At 62.6% G+C, this 18,641-nt stretch carries 15 protein-coding genes and 1 pseudogene; 2 read left to right on the top strand and 14 right to left on the bottom strand.

Translation table 11 applies throughout. The features are described 5' to 3' along the window. Positions 1-882: a 3-hydroxyisobutyrate dehydrogenase gene (gene mmsB, locus BA011_RS31730; protein WP_065283785.1), complete on the top strand. Its 882-nt coding sequence runs from the start codon at positions 1-3 to the stop codon at positions 880-882. Positions 883-916: 34 nt separating this feature from the next. Here mmsB and fhuB read toward each other — a convergent pair. The 13 genes and pseudogenes from fhuB to BA011_RS31665 all read right to left on the bottom strand — a co-directional run bounded on the left by fhuB (position 917) and on the right by BA011_RS31665 (position 16,095). Then, positions 917-2,912: pseudogene (gene fhuB, locus BA011_RS31725) on the bottom strand (Fe(3+)-hydroxamate ABC transporter permease FhuB). After that, a complete protein-coding gene (locus BA011_RS31720) occupies positions 2,905-3,789 on the bottom strand; it encodes an ABC transporter substrate-binding protein (protein WP_065283784.1) in 885 nt (294 codons plus the stop codon). The pseudogene fhuB and the gene BA011_RS31720 overlap by 8 nt, the downstream one beginning before the upstream one ends. A gap of 3 nt (positions 3,790-3,792) precedes the next feature. Beyond that, entirely contained in the window at positions 3,793-4,572 is a 780-nt protein-coding gene (locus tag BA011_RS31715) for an ABC transporter ATP-binding protein (protein ID WP_065283783.1), read from the bottom strand. Positions 4,573-4,666: 94 nt separating this feature from the next. Further along, positions 4,667-6,826 carry a TonB-dependent siderophore receptor gene (locus BA011_RS31710; RefSeq protein ID WP_065283782.1) on the bottom strand — a complete coding sequence of 720 codons (2,160 nt, stop codon included), beginning with the start codon at positions 6,824-6,826 and terminating at the stop codon, positions 4,667-4,669. A 167-nt stretch (positions 6,827-6,993) separates the two neighbouring features. Then, positions 6,994-7,878: a helix-turn-helix domain-containing protein gene (locus BA011_RS31705; protein WP_065284155.1), complete on the bottom strand. Its 885-nt coding sequence runs from the start codon at positions 7,876-7,878 to the stop codon at positions 6,994-6,996. Positions 7,879-8,004: 126 nt separating this feature from the next. Continuing rightward, entirely contained in the window at positions 8,005-8,763 is a 759-nt protein-coding gene (locus BA011_RS31700) for a fumarylacetoacetate hydrolase family protein (protein WP_065283781.1), read from the bottom strand. 79 nt (positions 8,764-8,842) lie between these two features. Then, positions 8,843-10,219: an FGGY-family carbohydrate kinase gene (locus BA011_RS31695; protein WP_065283780.1), complete on the bottom strand. Its 1,377-nt coding sequence runs from the start codon at positions 10,217-10,219 to the stop codon at positions 8,843-8,845. Then, entirely contained in the window at positions 10,216-10,536 is a 321-nt protein-coding gene (rhaM, locus tag BA011_RS31690; RefSeq protein ID WP_065283779.1) for an L-rhamnose mutarotase, read from the bottom strand. Before rhaM ends, BA011_RS31695 begins: the two co-directional genes overlap by 4 nt. Next, on the bottom strand, positions 10,533-11,540 hold the full coding sequence (locus BA011_RS31685; RefSeq protein ID WP_065283778.1) for an ABC transporter permease: 1,008 nt from the start codon (positions 11,538-11,540) through the stop codon (positions 10,533-10,535). The genes rhaM and BA011_RS31685 overlap by 4 nt, the downstream gene beginning before the upstream one ends. Beyond that, the gene (locus tag BA011_RS31680) at positions 11,537-12,538 is read right to left on the bottom strand and encodes an ABC transporter permease (protein ID WP_065283777.1); all 1,002 of its coding nucleotides are present in this window, start codon (positions 12,536-12,538) and stop codon (positions 11,537-11,539) included. Before BA011_RS31680 ends, BA011_RS31685 begins: the two co-directional genes overlap by 4 nt. 9 nt (positions 12,539-12,547) lie before the next feature. Then, positions 12,548-14,080: a sugar ABC transporter ATP-binding protein gene (locus BA011_RS31675; protein WP_065283776.1), complete on the bottom strand. Its 1,533-nt coding sequence runs from the start codon at positions 14,078-14,080 to the stop codon at positions 12,548-12,550. 158 nt (positions 14,081-14,238) lie between these two features. Beyond that, positions 14,239-15,234, bottom strand: a complete 996-nt coding sequence (rhaS, locus tag BA011_RS31670; RefSeq protein WP_026265566.1) for a rhamnose ABC transporter substrate-binding protein — start codon at positions 15,232-15,234, stop codon at positions 14,239-14,241. 48 nt (positions 15,235-15,282) lie between these two features. Further along, on the bottom strand, positions 15,283-16,095 hold the full coding sequence (locus BA011_RS31665) for a DeoR/GlpR family DNA-binding transcription regulator (protein ID WP_011655152.1): 813 nt from the start codon (positions 16,093-16,095) through the stop codon (positions 15,283-15,285). Between the two features lie 197 nt (positions 16,096-16,292). Between BA011_RS31665 and BA011_RS31660 the strand changes: the two genes are divergently transcribed. Further along, on the top strand, positions 16,293-18,389 hold the full coding sequence (locus BA011_RS31660) for a bifunctional rhamnulose-1-phosphate aldolase/short-chain dehydrogenase (protein ID WP_065283775.1): 2,097 nt from the start codon (positions 16,293-16,295) through the stop codon (positions 18,387-18,389). Between the two features lie 62 nt (positions 18,390-18,451). Here BA011_RS31660 and BA011_RS31655 read toward each other — a convergent pair whose 3' ends face one another. Further along, on the bottom strand, positions 18,452-18,610 hold the full coding sequence (locus tag BA011_RS31655) for a YqaE/Pmp3 family membrane protein (RefSeq protein ID WP_017958027.1): 159 nt from the start codon (positions 18,608-18,610) through the stop codon (positions 18,452-18,454). Positions 18,611-18,641 lie beyond the last annotated feature (31 nt).

Here is an 18,641-nt window from a genome sequence, read left to right as displayed (position 1 = left end):
ATGGCAAGGATCGCATTCATCGGCCTCGGCAACATGGGTGGGCCGATGGCGGCCAATCTGGTCAAATCAGGTCACGAGGTCCTCGGCTTCGATCTCGCGGCTTCGGTGCTGAAGGCCGCCGAGGAGAGCGGCGTCAAGCCGGCAAGCCATGCCAGCCAGGCGGTGAAGGACGCGGAGATCATCATCACCATGCTGCCGCAGGGCAGACATGTGCTGACGGCCTGGACCGATATCCTGCAGTCGGCCGCGCAAGGCACGCTGGTCATCGATTGCTCGACCATCGATGTCGACAGCAGCCGCAAGGCGCATGAAATGGCCAAGGCGGCAGGCTGCCTGTCGCTCGACGCCCCGGTCTCCGGCGGCACCGGCGGGGCGACTGCAGGCACGCTGACCTTCATGGCCGGCGGCACGGAAGAAGCCTTCGCCAAGGCAAAACCAATCCTCGAGGCCATGGGAAAGAAGATCGTCCATTGCGGCGAGGCCGGCGCCGGCCAGGCGGCGAAGATCTGCAACAACATGATATTAGGCATCTCGATGGTGGGCGTCTGCGAGGCCTTCGTGCTTGCCGAAAAGCTCGGGCTCTCGCATCAGGCGCTGTTCGACGTTGCCTCGACCTCGTCGGGCCAGTGCTGGTCGATCAATACCTATTGTCCGGTGCCCGGACCGGTGCCGACCTCGCCGGCGAACAATGACTACAGACCCGGTTTTGCCGCGGCACTGATGCTGAAGGATCTCAGGCTTTCACAGGAGGCGGCTCTGGCGAGCGGCGCCTCTACGCCGCTCGGCGCGGAAGCAGCGCAGCTTTATGCGCTTTTCGAAAAGCAGGGCAATGGTGGAAGAGATTTCTCCGCCATCATCGAGATGTTCCGCGACAAGGCGTAAGCAGCACCGCAGCGCGCCGTGAACCGCTCAGCCATCATTGCCGAACCTCCTTTCGCGAAAGCAGCCAGATGAGATAGGGGCCGCCGATCAGGGCGGCGAAGAGGCCGACGGGCACCTGGTAGGGGTAGATGACGACGCGCGACAGCCAGTCCGCCGTCATCAGCACGCCGGCGCCGAAGAGAAGGCTCGCTGTCAGCTGGTGGCCTGGGGCGCGAAAGCCGGCAAGGCGGGCAAGATGCGGCGCAATGAGACCGGTGAGGCTGAGTGGTCCGACAAGGAAGGAGGCGATCGCCGTCATCAGCGCGGCGAGGACGGCAAGCGCCAGTCGGCTTGCCCCGACATGAAGGCCGATGGCGCGGCTGGGGCCGGCGCCAAGCGGCAGGATCGTCAGCCAGCGGCTGAGGAAGGGCAAGGGCGCTGTCAGCACGACGAGCGAGATGATGGCCGTCCAGGCTTCGAAGGCGCCGGCGCGGTTGGTCGAGCCGGAAAGCCATGTCAGCAGGATGTAGCCGCGCATATCGCCCTGGGCGAGTACCATCGTCACGATCGCCATGGCGAAGGCGCCGATGCAGACGCCGGCTAGCAGCATGCGTTCCGGCGAGAATTGGGCGCGGGCTGATATGGCGATCATCGCAAGGAAGGAGCGGCCAGCGCGCCGAGCGCCATGGCAAGCAGCATGATGATGGGCGAGGGGAAGCCGAAGAGGAAGAGCGCCACGGTCAGACCCGCACCGGCACCGCTGCTGACGCCCAGGACCTCCGGGCTGGCGATCGGATTGCCGGTGACGCGCTGCATGATGAAGCCGGCTGCCGCCAGCATGGCGCCGGCCCCGCCCCGGCCGCCACGATCGTTCGCGGCAGTCGGAAGGGCAGGAGATCGGTCAAGAGCGAGCCGGTCGCGACATGCCAGCCGTCCTCCGCCGGGCCGACGGTGAGGACGACGGCAAAGATCAGGGCGACGGCAGTAAAGAGCGCGCCAAGGGCCGGAAGCGGCTTGGCGAGCCTGTTCAGCGCTGCGGTCGACTGGGCGGCGACGGCCGAAACGGAATGCACGCGGGGCAGCAGGCAGAGCAACAAAGGACCGCCGAGCAGGGCGGTCGCGGCTCCCGTCGGCGCAAGATCGGTAAAGCCGGGGCCGAGGATCTGGGTGAGGCAATCGGTCAGGAACAGCAGGCCGGCGCCCATCAGCGGCGCTGTCAGCATCAGTTTGCCGGTGCTGCGCGCGCCGGCAAGCCTTGCGATCGCGGGGGCCGCGAGCCCGACGAAGCCGATCACGCCGACCTCTGATATTACCGAGGCGGCAAGCCAGACGGCGAGCGCGACGATCGCCAGGCGGGTCGAATGCAGGGCAAGGCCGAGGCTCCTGGCACCGCTGTCGTCGAGGGCAAGGATGCGGAGCGGCCGCACCAGGAGAAGAGCGGCGGCAAAGCCGAGGATAAGCCGGGGGCAGAGCGAGAGCACGCCGTTCCAATCTTGCTGACTGAGCGAACCGGCGCCCCAGATATGGATCGACATGGCATATTCGCCGCGCGACAGGATCAGCGTGACGCTGAGGGCCGAGGCGATCAGGCTGACGATCAGGCCAGACAGTGCGACGGTTACCGGATCGAGCCCGCGCCGCCAGCTCAAAGCCAGCACGATGGCGACAGCCGCGAGCCCGCCGCCGAAGGCGGCCATCTCGCGCGAAAATCCGATGAGCAGGGGCGAGAAGCCCATGGCCGCCGTCATTGCCAGTTCGGCCCCGGAGGCAATGCCGAGCGTGGAAGCATCGGCGATCGGATTGCGCAGGACACGCTGCAGCAATGTGCCGGAAAGGCCGAGTGCCGCGCCCGCGATCAATGCCAGCATGGCGCGGGGCATGATGCTGTTCCAGAGCAGCACCCCGTTCAGCATGGCTGCGTCGGCATCGCCCTGCGGAATCTCGGGACGCGTTACGATGAGGAGTGCGAAGGCCGTGATGCAGAGTAGGGGCAGTAATATCGCGAAGACGGGCGTGCCCGCGCTTCCTACGGGCTTGGCGCGGCTAACCATTCCATGCATGTTGAAGCCCCTCCGCCAGAAGATCGGCAAAGCGGCCGGCCGCCGGCAGTGCGCCATAGGGATTGATCGAGCCGAGCATCAGCACGCGTTTTTCGCGCACGGCCGGCAACGCATTCCAGAAGCTGCTGGTCGCGAGCGTGGCGAGCGCATCGGCCGGGTGTGGCGGGATCATGACGATCCAGGCGTCGGGCATCGACGCCAATATCTCGATGCCGACGGGAGCGGCGGCCGAATAGCTGGTCTGAGCCTGCCAGGCATTGGTGAGGCCGACGCGTTTCAGCACCTCGCCAAACATGCTGTCGGAGCCGAAGACGCGGAAATGCCTGGCATCGCCGAGATTGATCGGGATCACCGGGCGCCCGTCGCCGGCGGCAAGGAGAGCCCGGTAGCGGTCGAGCCTGGCTGCAAGCTCTTCGGTCAACTGTCTCGCTGCGGCAAGCTGCAGGCGCTCGCCGATTGCAAGTGTGGCCTGTTCTGCCAGCGCGAAGGGGCTTTCGCCCGGTTTGTAGATCGCATGGTTTTCCACAGGCGCGACCCCGCGCATGCGTTCGTCTGCCCAGGCATAGAAGTTCGAGTTGAAGATCAGGTCCGGGCGTGCAAACCGCAGCACCTCGAAATTCGGCGTGCCGCGCAGGCCGAGGTCGGCGGTCGTGGCCGGCACGTCAGGCGTGACCGCCACCTCGCGGAATTGGCGCAGTTCCGTTGCCGCAACGACGTTCGCGCCGATTGCCAGCAGGGTTTCAAGCAGCGCCCAGTCGAGCGTCGCGACGCGCGGGCCCTCCGCCGCCCGCACACGCGCGGGGGCGGAGAGCGAGGCCGCCGCAGCGGCCAGAAACTCCCTGCGGGAGAAGAACGCCAAAAAAGCCATGGCCTACAACAGATAGCTGACCGGCTCGTTTCGAACCGGATGCGGGAAGACGCCCATGCCGACGCCGAAGATCGACTGCAGCGTGTCGGCCTGCATGATCTCGGAGGGCGTGCCCTCGGCAGTGATCCGGCCGCGGTTGAGCGCGATGATCGCGTCGCAATAGCGCGCGGCGAGGTTGATATCGTGCAGCACGATGATGACGGTCAGCCCGCGTTCATAGCTGAGTTCCTTGACCAGCGAGAGAACGCTGGCCTGATGGGCGAGGTCGAGCGCCGACGTCGGCTCGTCGAGCAGCAGGCAGCGGGCATCCTGGGCGAGCATCATGGCGATCCAGGCGCGCTGGCGTTCGCCGCCGGACATGCTGGCGACGAGACGATCGGCAAATTCCTCGAGCTCGGTGCGGACGATCGCCTCCTCGACCATGTTGCGATCCGTCGCGGTGAAGCGGCCAAGCGTGCCGTGCCAGGGAAAACGGCCGAGCGCCACAAGTTCCCGCACGGTCATCCCGTCGGTCGCCGGCGTGAATTGCGGCATGTAGGCGACGTGCCGGGCAAAGGCCCGGCTGCCCCAGTCACCCGCCGGCTTGCCGTCGAAGGAGATGGCGCCGGATTTCGGCGCGACCTGGCGGGCGACGATCTTCAAAAGCGTGCTCTTGCCGGAACCGTTCGGCCCCACCAGTCCGTAAATGCGGCCGCGTTCAAGCGTCAGGTCGATGCCGGACAGGATGGATTTCGGCCCGATGGCATAATCTATCGCCGACAGGGCAAGGAAAGGCGAGGGCATGGTCTGCTCCAGGTTCGGCGCTGCAAACGGGTTCGGGAGGGCAGGCCCTCGCTTCCCCCACAGGTTCCTGCAAAACTAAACTAAGATTGTCAACTTACCACTTCCTGCTGAGCTTGAAGGTGACGGTACGGGCATCGCCGTAACCGCAGACGGTCAGCCCGCCGCAACCCTTGACATATTCCTTGTCGAAGAGGTTCGCGACGTTGAGCGAGGCGCCCCAGTTTTCCTTCTCGTAACGGATCGCAGCGTCGACGAGCGTGGCGGCCGGCACCTTCTCGGTATTGGCCTCATCGGCCCAGGACCAGCCCTGATGGCGGACGCCGGCGCCAAGGCTCATGCCCTCGAAAGCCCCTGTCGTCAGCGTGTAGTCGACCCAGAGAGCGGCGGTCACCTTCGGGACGATATAGGGTGAATTGCCGACCAGCGCCGGATTGGCGTCGTTCTCCATCACCTCCATGTCGGTATAGGCGAGCGATGCGAGAACCTTCCAGTTCTCGTTGATATTGACCTTACCCTCGAGTTCGGCGCCGCGCGAAACCACCTCGCCGAGCTGGCTCTGGGCGAAGGTCAGCGGATTGGTCACCGTGTTGTTGCGCTTGGTGATGTGGAAGACCGAGGCGGTCAGCGAGCCGTCGATGAAGGCCGGCTCATACTTGATGCCGCCTTCGAACTGCTCGCCCTCCTCCGGCTTCAACGCGCCGGAAACACCGGTGCCGACGAGCGGGTTGAAGAAAGTCGCGGCGCTGACATAGGGCGTCAGGCCGTTGTCGAACTCATAGGCAAGGCCGATGCGGCCGCTGAGCGCGCTGTCGTTGGTGCTGTAGGTCGTGCCGATTTCGGCGTTCTGGTCGATATCGACATAGTCGTAGCGGCCGTTGAGCGTCAGCAGCCAGCCATCGCCGAAATGGATCCGATCCTGGGCGTAGACACCGATCTGGTTCTTGGTGACGACGCCGTCCGCATAGACGAAATTGGCGCCCTGTGTCGTGCCATAGATGGGATCGGTCGCGCTGATCGAATTGGAGCCGCAGCAGGCCTGCCAATTTTCCAGGCGGTAATAGGTGTAGTCGAGCCCGACGAGAAGATTATGCGTGGCGCCGCCGATTTCGGTCTCGCCCTCGAGCCGGTTGTCGATCGAGAAGCTATCGACCCCCGAGCGACCTTCGAAGCCGATGCGCGCCAGCTGGTAGTCCGGACCCGTCGGCACGCCGCCGACCCAACCGTTCAGGTAGGGGCCGATCTCATGCTTGTCGAGATGGCCGTAGCGCGCATTCTGCGAGAACTTGATGCCATTGTCGAATTCATGCTCGAATTCGTAGCCGATCATCTTCTGCACATAGCTGCCGTTGTCGATATCGGGCTCGCCATAGAAGCCGTCGCGGTCGATCTTGCCGAAAGGCGCGTCCTCGACAGTGCCGACATAGGGGAAGAAGCCGTTGCCGGTATGCACCTGGTCGAGCCCGGCGAGGTAACTCCAGACCGTGAGGCTCGTGCTGTCATCCGGCGAAATGGTGAGCTGCGGCATGATGAAGCCGCGCAGATCCTCGGAAAAGTCCGAATAATTGTCGCCGCCGGCAACCTTGCCGGTGATGCGATAGTTCATCGCTCCGCTGGAGCCGACCTTGTCGGAGACATCGAAGCCGGTGAAGGCGTTGCCGTTGCTGTTGATGCCGATCTCGGTATAGAAGAGCGGCTCGTCGAGCGGGCGCTTGCGGACGAGATTGACGATGCCGCCGGGGTTTGCTCCGCCATAAAGGACCGAGGCGGGCCCCTTCAGCACCTCGACGCGCTCCAGCATGAAGGGATCGAGCTGGAAGCCGCCGAAGCTGTAGCTGAAAAGCGTTAGATTGTCGAAGAAGACGCCGGCCTGGCCGGCGTCGAAGCCGCGAATGTAGAACCAATCCGTATCGCCGTCGCCGCCAAAGGGCTGCGCGGTGACACCAGGCGTATAAAGCAGCACCTCGTCGATCTTGTTGGTGATGCCGCGATCGTCCATTTCCTCCGTGCCGATGACGGAGACGGATTGCGGAATTTCGTTGAGCGGGGTGTCGCTCTTCGAGCCGGTGGAGGAGTTCTTGGCGACATAGCCTTTGACCGGACTGGTGGCGGTGTCGCCGCCGCCCTGGATCACAATCGGCGCGAGCTCAGTCGAATTCGCTTCCTGTGCCGCGGCGGAGCCCGCCATCAGGCCGGCGACCGCGGCGCCTGCCAAAAGAATTACCTTGAAATTGAGACCCCTGGTCTGCCCGCGCATATGTCCTCTACCCCACTCGTGCCGCGCGATGCTTAGCGTGCGGCGAAGCCCTGAATAAGATGAGTGATTAACTCAGTTTTACCGGGGTGGATTGTCGCGATCGGGGAAAATTGAACGTTTTTGGGCAATTCTCCGCGTTGCAAACAATTGCCCGCCAAGCGTTGCAATCAGGCAACTTGTGCCTTCTTCCAGCTCGCCGGCGTGATGCCGACATGCTTGCGGAAGACGCGGGTAAAATGCGCCTGATCGGCAAAGCCGGTTTCGGCGGCGATTGCGGTCAACGCATTTTCGCTTTCGACAAGCAGGCGCTTGGCCCTGTCGAGCCGGGCATTGGTCTGCCATTGATGCGGAGCAATGCCGGTCGAGGCCTTGAAGGCATGGCTGAAATGCGATTGAGACAGGCCGGTGAGGCCGGCGAGTTCCTCGAGGCGGATATTGCGCAGGCAATTTTCCTCGATGAATTCGGTGGCGCGGCGAAGCTGCCAGGAGGCCAACCTGCTGCGTTTGCGCGGCATCGCCTTGGCAATCTTCAGGACATCGATGATCAGCGCCAATGCCAGGCCGTCGCCATAGAGATCGTGTAACGGCTCCGGATTGAGGCATTCGGCGGCGACCAGCTGTGCCAGCGACAGCACCCGCTCATCGGAAAACAGAAGTTGCGGACTTTCCAGACGGCGCGGATCGATATCCTCCATCAGCCGGCGGCTCACGGTCTCCGTGTCGAAATGGATGTCGAGGTGGCGCACCGAATGAACGTCGGTCAGATCGGCCCAGACTTCCATGCCGGCCGGCACATAGGAGATCGGCCGTATCTCCGTGTCCTGGACGGTGCCCTGCGCCTTTGGCGTGAGCTTGATACGCGAATTGCCCGGTCCCCGCTTGTCGAGCATGATGAACAGCCGCGGATCGCGCGAGACGTAATAGCCGCCGGCATAGGAGGCGCATTCCACGTCCCAGACATCGGCGACGATGCCGTTCCAGAGGCGGCGATGCACGCCGCCGATGACGGAGAAGCCCTGGATCTTGTTCTGCATCCGCGGTTGAAACGTCATTTCCACATCCGCCTCCGGCCATGCGCCGGAAGTAAACATTCAATTTGTACTCAAGTTTATTACCGCAGGCGGAACCGGATGGCAATTACCAAATCCGGCACCAAACCGGGGAAAACCAGGGTCAAATCAAGCCTTCGACACCGAGAAGCTGAGCCTGATGTCGCCGAACACGATGTCGATCTCGCCGGGTTCGGTCAGTTCGATCGCGCCGCTCAACGTGCCCGTCGTGATGAGCGCACCAGCCTTCAGCGATGTCTCGGGGCGCAAGCCATCATTGGCGTAATCGACGAGCCAGGTGAGAACATCGCCCTTCGGATGCTGGGCCGGACCGTCATAGATCGTGCGGCCGGCATGAGTGACCTTGAGCGGTGTGCCAGCGGCGGTATCGACGACGCTTTTTTCGAGCTTCGGACCGAGCACATAGCCGCTATTGCCGAGGCGGTCGGCGACGAACAGCAGAAACGAAAGGCTGCCGCTTTCCTTAACGGCGCTGACCAGCAGCTCGGCGCCGAGATAGACAGCGGAAATCGCCTCGACCACCTCAGTGCGGCTGTAGGGAATGCCCGCGCGGACCGGCAGGTCGCTGCCGAGACGGACGGCGATCTCGGTCTCGAATTTCAGGCCCGGATACCAGGGAATGTCAGCGCCTGAGACGGCTTCGGCATAGGGATGCAGCGGAGCGGTAACCGCCTGGCCCTGCGGCGAGACCGTGACTTTCCAGGCATTGCTCGAAATACGGTCCGCAGCGGCAAGCAAATTCTGCGCCTCCATCGCCTGATGCAGATCGGCTGGCAGAGCGAAAGTGCTCGTTGCCTCCTGCCGACCGGCCTGGCGCAGGCTGTGAAGCCGGGTGGCAGGCGCGCGCGGATCGAATGTCTCTGTCATGCTATCTCCTCGACCTGATTTTCGAGGTGCCACACTAACGAGAAGGCAGGGACGAACAAGGCCGCTTTTGGAAAGACTCCTATTCCATCGCCGCGTGCCAGTGGGTGCGATAGGCGGTCAGTCCGGGGATAGCGGTCGGCGGAACATGCGTTTCGGCACCCGATACCGGCGGGATGCCGGTGAGAAGGGCGGCACCCTGGCTGGTGCCGGTCGAGCCCGGAAGGGCCATTACCTCGCGATCGGTCAAGGCGGCAAGCAGCTTGAGATAGGTCCCATTGAGCGCAAAAGGCCCTTCGACGATAATAGGGCCCCTGGCGCCGACCAGTCCGAGGCAGGCGTCGGTCATCAAGGCGAGATAGAGACAGGCAGCGGCAAAGCGCTCCTCGCGGCTTGCCTCTTCAGCGCCGATCCAGCGACTTGCCTTTCCCGGAAAAGGTCCTGAACCGGGGGCGATATTCGGCAGGAGCATCATGCCCTTTCCGATTACCGGGCCGATTGCCGTCTGAGTGGCTTTTGCGTCGACAGGGCCGATCTCGGCCGACAGGATCTCGAATTCCCGCCCGCCCATGAAACGCGAGGAGGGGACGGCACGGCCATAGGCATCGACATTGGCGAGCGCATCGCGTTTCGGATCGAGATGATCGAGATCGCCGCCGACGCCGAAATTGATGACCCATGTGCCGGTGGAGACGACGGCAAAGGGCGCTTCCCGATGGACCAGATGCGGCAGCAGCGAGGCATTGGAATCGTGAATGCCGCAATAGACCGGCACGGCTGCGGCAAGGCCGAGCTCAGCGGCGATGTCGGGCAGGACTGGGCCGAGCGCATCGAAGGCGGAGCGGATCGGCGCCATGAGGTCGCGGATGGCGAGCCTGTCGACGAGCGAGGAATAGCGGCCCTCCCTCGGGTTCCAGAGGTCGGTATGGCAGCCGAGCGATGTCAGCTCATTGGCGGCAACACCGGTCAGCCGCGCCGTCCAATATTGCGCATAGGTGAGGATGGTCGCCACCTCTGCGAATTCCTCGGGAAAGGCGGTCTTCTGGTAGTGCAGCTGTGCGCCGACATTGAGACCCATCGCGAGGCGCGGCGAGAAGGTTTCGTCGAAGGAGGGGCGCAGCCGCGTATAGGCGTCGCGGATTTCCTGCGGATATTCGTGTTCATAGTCGATGACAGGCATGGTAAGCGTGCCGTCCCGGGCAAGGAGTGCTGCGGAGGCGCCATGGGTTGTGATCGAAATGGCGTCGAAGCCTGGCTCGCGCGCAAGGCTCTTCAGCGCATCGAGCGCAAAGGACCAGAGAGCCTCTACGTCGTAATGCGGATAGAGACCGGCTTTGATCGCGATATTCGGCCGTTTCAACACGGCGATCTCGGCGCCCGTCTCGCTGTCGAGGACGACGACCTTGGCATTGGTCTTGCCGATGTCGAGGACGGCGATGCGGCGATAGGAGGCGTTCATGGCATATGGAAGACGGTGACCAGGTCGCTCTGGACCGGTGAATTATCGGGATTGGTCGCCATGATGTCGGCCATATAAGCCCACCACTTTTTCACGACCGGATGGTCCGGCAGGCTCGCCATCGTGTGGTCGGCCGGTCGCGTCAACACGCCGAACAGCGTGTTGGTCTCGCGGTCGAGATGGATGGAATAGTCGCTGGCGCCTGACTTGTGCAGGAGATCGACCAATTCCGGCCAGATCTCGTCATGCCGCCGGCGGTATTCGGCTTCCATGCCGGGATTGAGCTGCATTTTGAAGGCGTGTTTTTCTAAAGTCATCGGGAGCTCATGACCTTGATGCGGCGGGCGATGATCGGGATGGCGATGGTGATGATCAGAAGCAGGCCGATGAAGATCGACATGACGATGCCGGGCACGTTCAACAGGCCGAGGCCGAAGGTGACGAGGCCCATGACGAAGGCGGCGATGACGACGCCGACGATCGTGCCGGAACCGCCGAGGATCGAGATGCCGCCGAGCACGACCATGGTGACGACCTCGAGTTCCCAGCCCTGGGCGATCGACGGCCGGGTCGAGCCGAGGCGTGAGGTCAGGCAGACGGCGGCAACGCCGCTCATGACGCCGGTTAGCAGGAAGAGGATGAATTTGACGCGTTCGACCGGAATGCCGGAGAAGCGGGCGGCGAAGTCATTGTTGCCGATCGCATAGACCTGCCGGCCGAAATTCGTCGCATGCAGCAACACGGCGAAAAGGATCGCCAGTACGATGAAGAGCACGAATTCGAAAGAGAACACCCAGACGACATAACCTTGGCCGAAATAGGCGAAATCCGCAGGGTATTTGCCGTAAGCCTGGTCGCCGAGCACGATATAGGAAATGCCGCGGAAAAGGCTCATCGTGCCGATGGTGACGACGATCGACGGCAATTTCAGCACCGAGACCAGCACGCCGTTGAAGATGCCGCAGGCAAGGCCGGTGCCGATGCCGATCGCGACCAGGCCCGGTGTGCCGATGCCGACCTGCGCTGCCGCGCCCATCGCCGTCGAGGCGAGCGCGATGATTGCGGCGACCGACAGGTCGATTTCACCCGATATGACGAGCAGCGCCATGGCGAAGGCGATCATCGCCTTTTCGGTGAAGTTGAAGGTGGCGTCCGAGAGGTTCCAGGCATCGAGGAAATAGGGCGAGGCCAGCGAATTGAAGATGAAGATCAGGATGGCGACGGCAAAGAGCAGCACTTCCCAGCTCGCGAGGATGCGGCGGAAGGGTGTGCCGAGGCGGTCGGGGATGACCCGTTTTTCGTGTGTGGACACGGTGCTCATGCTGCGGCCTCCGTTCTGATCTCGGCTGCTGCGCGGTCGCGCAGGATGATGCGGCCGCGGTTGCGCTCTCGCCTGGCATTGAAGGCGACGGCGAGAATGATGACGGTTCCGGAGATCGCCATTTGCGTGAAGGGTGAAATGCCGATCACCGGCAGCGCATTCTTGATGACGCCGAGGAAGAGCGCGCCGAGCACCGTGCCGGCGACCGAGCCGACGCCGCCGGCAATCGAAATGCCGCCGATGACGCAGGCTGCGACGCTGTCGAGCTCGAAGCCGTTGGCGATATCGACATAGGCGACGGCATAACGCGACACCCAGAGATAGCTCGCAAGGCCGGCAAGCGCGCCCGACAGAACGAAGGCCAAAAATTTCGTCCAGCCCGTATCGATGCCGGCATAGACGGCCGCGGTCGGATTGCCGCCGGTGGCATAGGCCGAGCGGCCGAACTGGGTGTATCTGAGCAGGACATACATCAGAAGCACGATGACGATGCCCACCCAGCCGAGAACCGGCAGGCCGAGGATCGGCGTGCGCGGCACCGACAGGAAGACCGGCGTCATCTGGTGGGCGTTGACCCACGCCCCGCCAGAGAGCACGAAGGCCATGCCGCGATAGATGGTGAGCGTGCCGAGCGTGACGACGATCGGCGGGATTTCGAGCGCCCAGACGAGAAAGCCGTTGATGGCGCCGAGGCAGGCGCCAATGACGATCGCGGCAAGGATCAGCACGATGAGCGGCAGGTCGGGATAGGCGGCATTCATCATCGCGATCGCCATGCCGGTGAAGGCGAGGTTGGCGGCGACGGACAAGTCGATCGATTTCGTCAGGATGACCGTCATCTGCGCGAGCGCCAGGATGATCAGGATGGAGGTATCGTTGAAAATGCCGGCGAGATTCTCCGGCGTTGCGAAATCGGCAGCGCGCGTCGAAAAGATCGCGATCATCACGACGATGATGAGGAACAGCAGAGTTTCGCGTTTTCTGATCAGTCTTGCCATGCTCTTACCTTATGCATTGCCGGTGGCGGCGCGCACCAGCGCTTCCGGCGACAGCTCGGCGCGTTCGAAAATTCCGGCGGCGAGACCCTCCCTCATCACCAGGACACGGTCCGACATGCCGATGATCTCGGGCAGTTCGGACGAGACCATGATGATCGAAAGGCCCTCGGCGGCGAGTTCGCTGATGAAGCCGTGCACGGCCGCCTTCGAGCCGATGTCGATGCCCTTTGTGGGTTCATCGAGGATGATGACCTTCGGCGCTGTCGCCAGCCACTTGCCGATGACGACCTTCTGCTGGTTGCCGCCGGAAAGCGTCCCGACGGGCACGGAAAGAGCAGCGGCGCGCAGGTCCAGCCGCTCGGCATATTTGCGGGCGAGCGCGAATTCTTCTGCCGCCCTGAGGAAGCCACGGCGCGAGGTGCGGGTAAGCGAAGGCAGCGTCATGTTCTGGAAGATCGGCATCGGCAGCGCCAGTCCGTGGCGGCCGCGTTCCTCCGGCACGTAAACGATGCCGGCCCGGATCGCGTCCTGCGGCGAATGAATGGTGATCTCGCGGCCTTCGAGCATCATCTTGCCGGAGAGCGGCCTGGTGATGCCGAAGAGCGATTGGGACAGTTCCGAACGCCCGGCGCCGATCAGGCCGTAGATGCCGAGAATCTCGCCCTGGCGGAGGGTGAAGGAGATGTCGCGGAATTCGGTGCGATGGCTGTAGTTGCGGATCTCGAGAACCGGGCCGCCGATGGCGACATCGACCTTCGGAAAAGCGTTCTCGACGTCGCGGCCGACCATCATGCGGACGATCTCGTCCTGCGGCGTTTCCTTGAGCCGGCCCTGGCCGACGGCGCGGCCGTCGCGGAAGACGACGAAATCATCGGCGATCTCGTACACTTCGTCGAACTTGTGGCTGATGAAGAGGATCGCCTTGCCCTTTTCCTTCAGGCCGCGGACGATGCGGAAGAGATCGTCGATCTCCTTCCGGGAAAGGGCTGCCGTCGGCTCGTCCATGATCACGATGCGGGCCTCGATCGACAGAGCGCGCGCGATCGCCACCAGATGGCGCTGCGCGATCGAGAGGTCCTTCAGCCGGATCGTCGGATCGATATTGCTTTCGAGCGCGGTCAGCAGCGCCTTCGCACGGCTGTTCATCGCCTGCCAGTCGATGGTGCGCAGACGCGTGCGCGGCGCATGGCCGAGGAAAATGTTTTCGGCAACCGTCAGCTCGTCGAACAGCACGGTTTCCTGATGGATGGCGGTGACGCCGGCATCGATCGCGGCCTGGGCGCTGGCAAAGGTCACCGGCTGGCCATCGACGAGGATCTCGCCTTCGTTCGGCCTGTAGATGCCGGTCAGGATCTTGACGAGGGTCGATTTGCCGGCGCCGTTTTCGCCGATCAGCGCGGTCACCGTGCCGGGATGCAGCGCGATGCTGACATTGTCGAGCGCCTTCACGCCCGGGAAAATCTGGGAGATGCCGCGCATTTCCAGAATGGCCGGTGTATCGGGCATGGGGCTGACATCGTGCTTTTGCGTTGCGGCGTGCATTATTCGTTTCACCTTGAAAACCCCTCCCCAACCCCTCCCCACAGGGGGAGGGGCTTGACCCATCGCGATGCCGAGGCTCGCGATGGGCGGAGGCGTTGCTTCAGATTATCTCCCCCTTGTGGGGGAGATGGCCGGCAGGCCAGAAGGGGTCTTAACGATCAGAAGACCTTGGAGAACTGGTCGATATTCGAAGCATTGTAGACGAACGGATCGGCCATGGCGGCTTCACCATTGTCGCCGACCTTGATCTTGCCCATGCGGCCGGCTTCGATCTCGCTGCCCGGCTTGCCGTCGGTCTCGCCCTTGACGAGGCGATAGGCGATCTGCGTCGCGGAATAGCCGAGATCGATCGGGTTCCAGATGGCGAATTCCTTCGTCGCGCCCGACTTGATCGCGCCGGCCATTTCGGACGGCAGGCCGAGACCTGTGACGTAGACCTTGCCGACCAGGCCCTTGTCTTCAACGACCTTGGACGCGGCGAGAACGCCGACGGTCGTCGGAGCGACGATGACCTTGATGTTCGGGTTCGCCTTCAAGAGGCCTTCGGCTTCACGATAGGACTTATCCGAGAGATCGTCGCCATAGACGGTGGTGACGAGGTTGAGGCCCGGGAAATCCTTGAGCTGCTTCTTCATCTGGTCGATCCAGATGTTCTGGTTGGTCGACGTGGTCGTGGCCGACAGGATGGCGAAGTCACCCTTGCCGCCGTCGAGATGATCCTTGACGAGCGTCAGGCACATTTTGCCGATCAGCTCGTTGGACGACGGGTTGAGCTGCAGGATACGGCCTTCAGGTGCCACGCCCGAATCCCAGGAGATGACCTTGATGCCGCGCTGCGCAGCCTTCTTCAGCGCCGGAACGAGCGCGTCGGGATCGTTGGCCGAAACAGCGATGGCGCTGACGCCCTGGGCGATCAGCGAGTTGATGACTTCGATCTGGCCTTCGGCTGTCGTCGTCGTCGGACCGGTATAGATGACCTCGACGCCGCCGAGTTCCTTGGCGGCTTCCTGCGCGCCCTTGTTGGCGGCATCGAAGAAGCCGTTGCCGAGCGACTTGACGACAAGACCGATCTTGATGTCGGCAGCGCTGGCTGTGCCGGCCATCATGGCGACGGCAAATGCCACGCCGATTGCGAGTTTCTTTGCGAGTTTCATGTTTTCATCCTCCCACTTGATTGACACTCTTCACACCTCCCCGGCGCCTTATGCGACCGACGAGGAATCCTCCTTGATTGCCTGGGCCACCGGGCTCGCGACAATGAGCCTGATGCCGGCATTCTCGATCATCCTGACGGCTTCCTCTGGAATGCCGTCATCGGTGATGATTGTAGACACACGCTCGAGCGGGCACAGAATGAGGCTCGACCGGCGATGGAACTTGCTGGAATCGGCCATGACGACCAGTTCGTCCGCCTGATGCATCAGCTTCTGCTCGCTTTGGATGATCAACGCGTCGGCTTCCATGATGCCGAGCGGGCCGATGCCCTGCGCGCCGATGAAGAAGCGGCGGGCGTAGAAGTTGCGGATAGCGTCATTGTCGAAGGGCGAAAGGATCAGGCTCTGCTCCCGATAGATTGCGCCGCCCGGCACCGTCACCGTGTTCTTCGAATGCTTGACGAGATGTTCGGCGATGGCGAAAGAATTGGTCATCACCTGCAGGCGATGCGCCGCCATGAAATGCACCATCTGGAAGGTGGTCGTGCCGCCATTGATGATGATCGCGTCGCCAGGATCGCAAAGCTCGACCGCCTGGCGGGCGATTGCGCGTTTCTTGTCGATATTGACCGATTCCGAAACGCGGAAGGGGCGCCCGGCGAGATTGCCGAGTTGCGGCGGATGAACGGCCTCGGCGCCACCGCGCACACGCCGGATCTTGCCCTGCACATGAAGAGCCGCGATGTCGCGCCGGATCGTCGCCTCGGAAGCCTCGGTCAGTTCGGAAATATCCTGAACCGTCACGACGGACTTTTCCTGAACGGCGCTCAGAATGATGCGATGGCGTTCGCGTTCGTGCATGGGGCTCCTCCTTCGATCGTTTATTTCGCACATATGACAATGTGTCAATCAAAAACGATCATAAATTTTCATATTGCGCTGCACAATAATCGAATTTGATCGTTTTCGATTGACAACCTCGGTTTTGATGAGCGATACCGTCTGCGAAAAGGGGCGCGATCTTTGCGTTCCGATGATGATTCATATGGGAGGATGATATGGCGGCGAACGTCCGGCTTCTGGAAAACCGGTGGGATGATGCTTACGCGGCAGGCCTCGATGAGCCTGGCAAGCTGCTCTATCGCTCCAACCTGCTCGGCGCCGACAAGCGCATCACCAATTATGGCGGCGGCAACACCTCGGCGAAGGTGATGGAAACCGATCCGCTGACCGGCGGCAAGGTGAAGGTACTTTGGGTCAAGGGCTCCGGCGGCGACGTCGGCACGATCAAGCTCGACGGTTTCGCGACACTCTACCAGGATAAGCTGGAATCGCTGAAGGGCATCTACAAGGGTGTCGAGGACGAGGACCGCATGGTCGCCTTCCTGCCGCACTGCACCTTCAACCTGAATGCCCGTGCCGCCTCGATCGACACGCCGCTGCACGGTTTCGTGCCTTTCACCCATGTCGACCACATGCATCCCGATGCGATCATCGCGATCGCCGCATCGAAGAATTCGAAGGAATTGACGCAGCAGATCTTCGGCGACGAGATCGGCTGGCTGCCCTGGCGCCGTCCCGGCTTCCAGCTCGGCCTCGACCTCGGCGCATTCGTTGCCGCAAACCCGAATGCCAAGGGCGTGGTGCTCGAAAGCCACGGCCTCTTCACCTGGGCCGACGACGCCAAGGCCTGCTACGAACTGACGCTCGATATCATCAACAAGGCAATCGTCTGGTTCGCCGAAAAGACCGAGGGAAAGACGATTTTCGGCGGCGCGGTCACGCAGAGCTTGGCCGTTGCCGAACGCCGCGCCATCGCCGCGCGGCTGATGCCGGAGATCCGCGGTCGCATCGGCAAGCAGGAGCGCAAGCTCGGGCATTTCGATGATCAGGACGCCGTACTCGAATTTGTCAATTCCAGCGATCTGCGTCCGCTCGGCGCGCTCGGCACCAGCTGCCCTGACCATTTCCTGCGCACCAAGATCCGCCCGCTGATCGTCGATTTCGACCCGGCCAAGCCGGATGTCGACGCGATCGTCGCCGGTCTCGATAAGGCGCTGGAAGACTATCGGGCCGACTACGCCCGCTATTATAACGAATGCAAGCATGACAATTCGCCTGCCATGCGCGACGCCAATCCCGTCATTTTCCTGGTGCCCGGCGTCGGCATGCTGTCCTTTGCCCGCGACAAGGCGACGGCCCGCATCGCCAGCGAATTCTATGTCAACGCCATCAATGTCATGCGCGGCGCCTCGACGGTTTCGCAATATCAGGGCCTGCCGGAGCAGGAAGCCTTCGACATCGAATATTGGCTGCTCGAAGAAGCCAAGCTGCAGCGCATGCCGAAGCCGAAGAGCCTTGCCGGCCGCGTCGCCTTCGTCACCGGCGGCGCCGGCGGCATCGGCCGCGTGACGGCCGCACGCCTCGTCGGCGAAGGTGCCTGCGTGGTGCTTGCCGATATCGACCAGGCAGCGCTCGAAGGCACCGAAGCCGATTTCGTCAAGAAGTTCGGCGCTGACGCCGTGCGCAGCGTCCGGCTCGACGTCACCAAGGAAGATGCAGTGATCGCCTCCTTCGCGGACGCCTGCGTCGAATTTGGCGGCATCGATATCCTCGTCTCGAATGCCGGCATTGCCTCCTCCGCGCCGATCGAACTGACCGAACTTGCGACGTGGAACCGCAATATCGATATTCTCGCGACCGGTTATTTCCTCGTCTCGCGTGAAGCCTTCCGCCTGTTCCGCCGTCAGGCGCTCGGCGGCAACGTCATCTTCGTCGCTTCGAAAAACGGTCTTGCCGCCTCGCCGAATGCGTCTGCCTATTGCACCGCAAAGGCTGCTGAAATCCATCTCGCCCGCTGCCTGGCGCTGGAGGGCGCGGATGCCGGCATCCGCGTCAACACCGTCAATCCGGATGCCGTCCTGCGCGGCTCGAAGATCTGGAGCGGCGAATGGCGCGAGCAGCGCGCCGCCTCGTCGAAGATCGAGGTGGACGATCTCGAGGAACATTACCGCAAGCGTTCGATGCTGAAACTCAACGTGTTTCCGGAAGATATCGCCGAGGCGATCTATTTCCTCGCATCGGACCTTTCGGCAAAATCGACCGGCAACATCATCAACGTCGATGCCGGAAACGTGCAGAGTTTTACGCGCTAGAGCAATTCCAGCAGCAATGTGCAGCGGTTTGCGTCCGGAACGCGTAAAGCAAACGGATAGAGCTATTTCCGGAGGATCACCCATATTGCGTGGATGATCCCCGGCAGATAGCCGCAGAGTGTCAGCAATATATTGAGCCAGAAATGCAGGCCGATCCCGACCTGCAAGAATACGCCAAGGGGCGGCAGGATGATCGCAAGAAGAATGCGGACAACGTCCATCGTAGCTCCTTCGTTTGAAGACATGTAAGCG

The sequence above is a fragment of the Rhizobium leguminosarum genome, assembly GCF_001679785.1.
GTDB classification, from domain to species: domain Bacteria; phylum Pseudomonadota; class Alphaproteobacteria; order Rhizobiales; family Rhizobiaceae; genus Rhizobium; species Rhizobium leguminosarum_R.
Note: the sequence above shows the minus strand (reverse complement) of the source record. Positions and strands in the feature narration are given on the sequence as shown.

Bases quoted from the DNA above. Each gene is read 5' to 3' on its own strand.
- mmsB (WP_065283785.1), top strand. From the start codon at position 1: ATGGCAAGGATCGCATTCATCGGCCTCGGCAACATGGGTGGGCCGATG.
- BA011_RS31720 (WP_065283784.1), bottom strand. From the start codon at position 3,789: ATGGCTTTTTTGGCGTTCTTCTCCCGCAGGGAGTTTCTGGCCGCTGCG.
- BA011_RS31715 (WP_065283783.1), bottom strand. From the start codon at position 4,572: ATGCCCTCGCCTTTCCTTGCCCTGTCGGCGATAGATTATGCCATCGGG.
- BA011_RS31710 (WP_065283782.1), bottom strand. From the start codon at position 6,826: ATGCGCGGGCAGACCAGGGGTCTCAATTTCAAGGTAATTCTTTTGGCA.
- BA011_RS31705 (WP_065284155.1), bottom strand. From the start codon at position 7,878: ATGACGTTTCAACCGCGGATGCAGAACAAGATCCAGGGCTTCTCCGTC.
- BA011_RS31700 (WP_065283781.1), bottom strand. From the start codon at position 8,763: ATGACAGAGACATTCGATCCGCGCGCGCCTGCCACCCGGCTTCACAGC.
- BA011_RS31695 (WP_065283780.1), bottom strand. From the start codon at position 10,219: ATGAACGCCTCCTATCGCCGCATCGCCGTCCTCGACATCGGCAAGACC.
- rhaM (WP_065283779.1), bottom strand. From the start codon at position 10,536: ATGACTTTAGAAAAACACGCCTTCAAAATGCAGCTCAATCCCGGCATG.
- BA011_RS31685 (WP_065283778.1), bottom strand. From the start codon at position 11,540: ATGAGCACCGTGTCCACACACGAAAAACGGGTCATCCCCGACCGCCTC.
- BA011_RS31680 (WP_065283777.1), bottom strand. From the start codon at position 12,538: ATGGCAAGACTGATCAGAAAACGCGAAACTCTGCTGTTCCTCATCATC.
- BA011_RS31675 (WP_065283776.1), bottom strand. From the start codon at position 14,080: ATGCACGCCGCAACGCAAAAGCACGATGTCAGCCCCATGCCCGATACA.
- rhaS (WP_026265566.1), bottom strand. From the start codon at position 15,234: ATGAAACTCGCAAAGAAACTCGCAATCGGCGTGGCATTTGCCGTCGCC.
- BA011_RS31665 (WP_011655152.1), bottom strand. From the start codon at position 16,095: ATGCACGAACGCGAACGCCATCGCATCATTCTGAGCGCCGTTCAGGAA.
- BA011_RS31660 (WP_065283775.1), top strand. From the start codon at position 16,293: ATGGCGGCGAACGTCCGGCTTCTGGAAAACCGGTGGGATGATGCTTAC.
- BA011_RS31655 (WP_017958027.1), bottom strand. From the start codon at position 18,610: ATGGACGTTGTCCGCATTCTTCTTGCGATCATCCTGCCGCCCCTTGGC.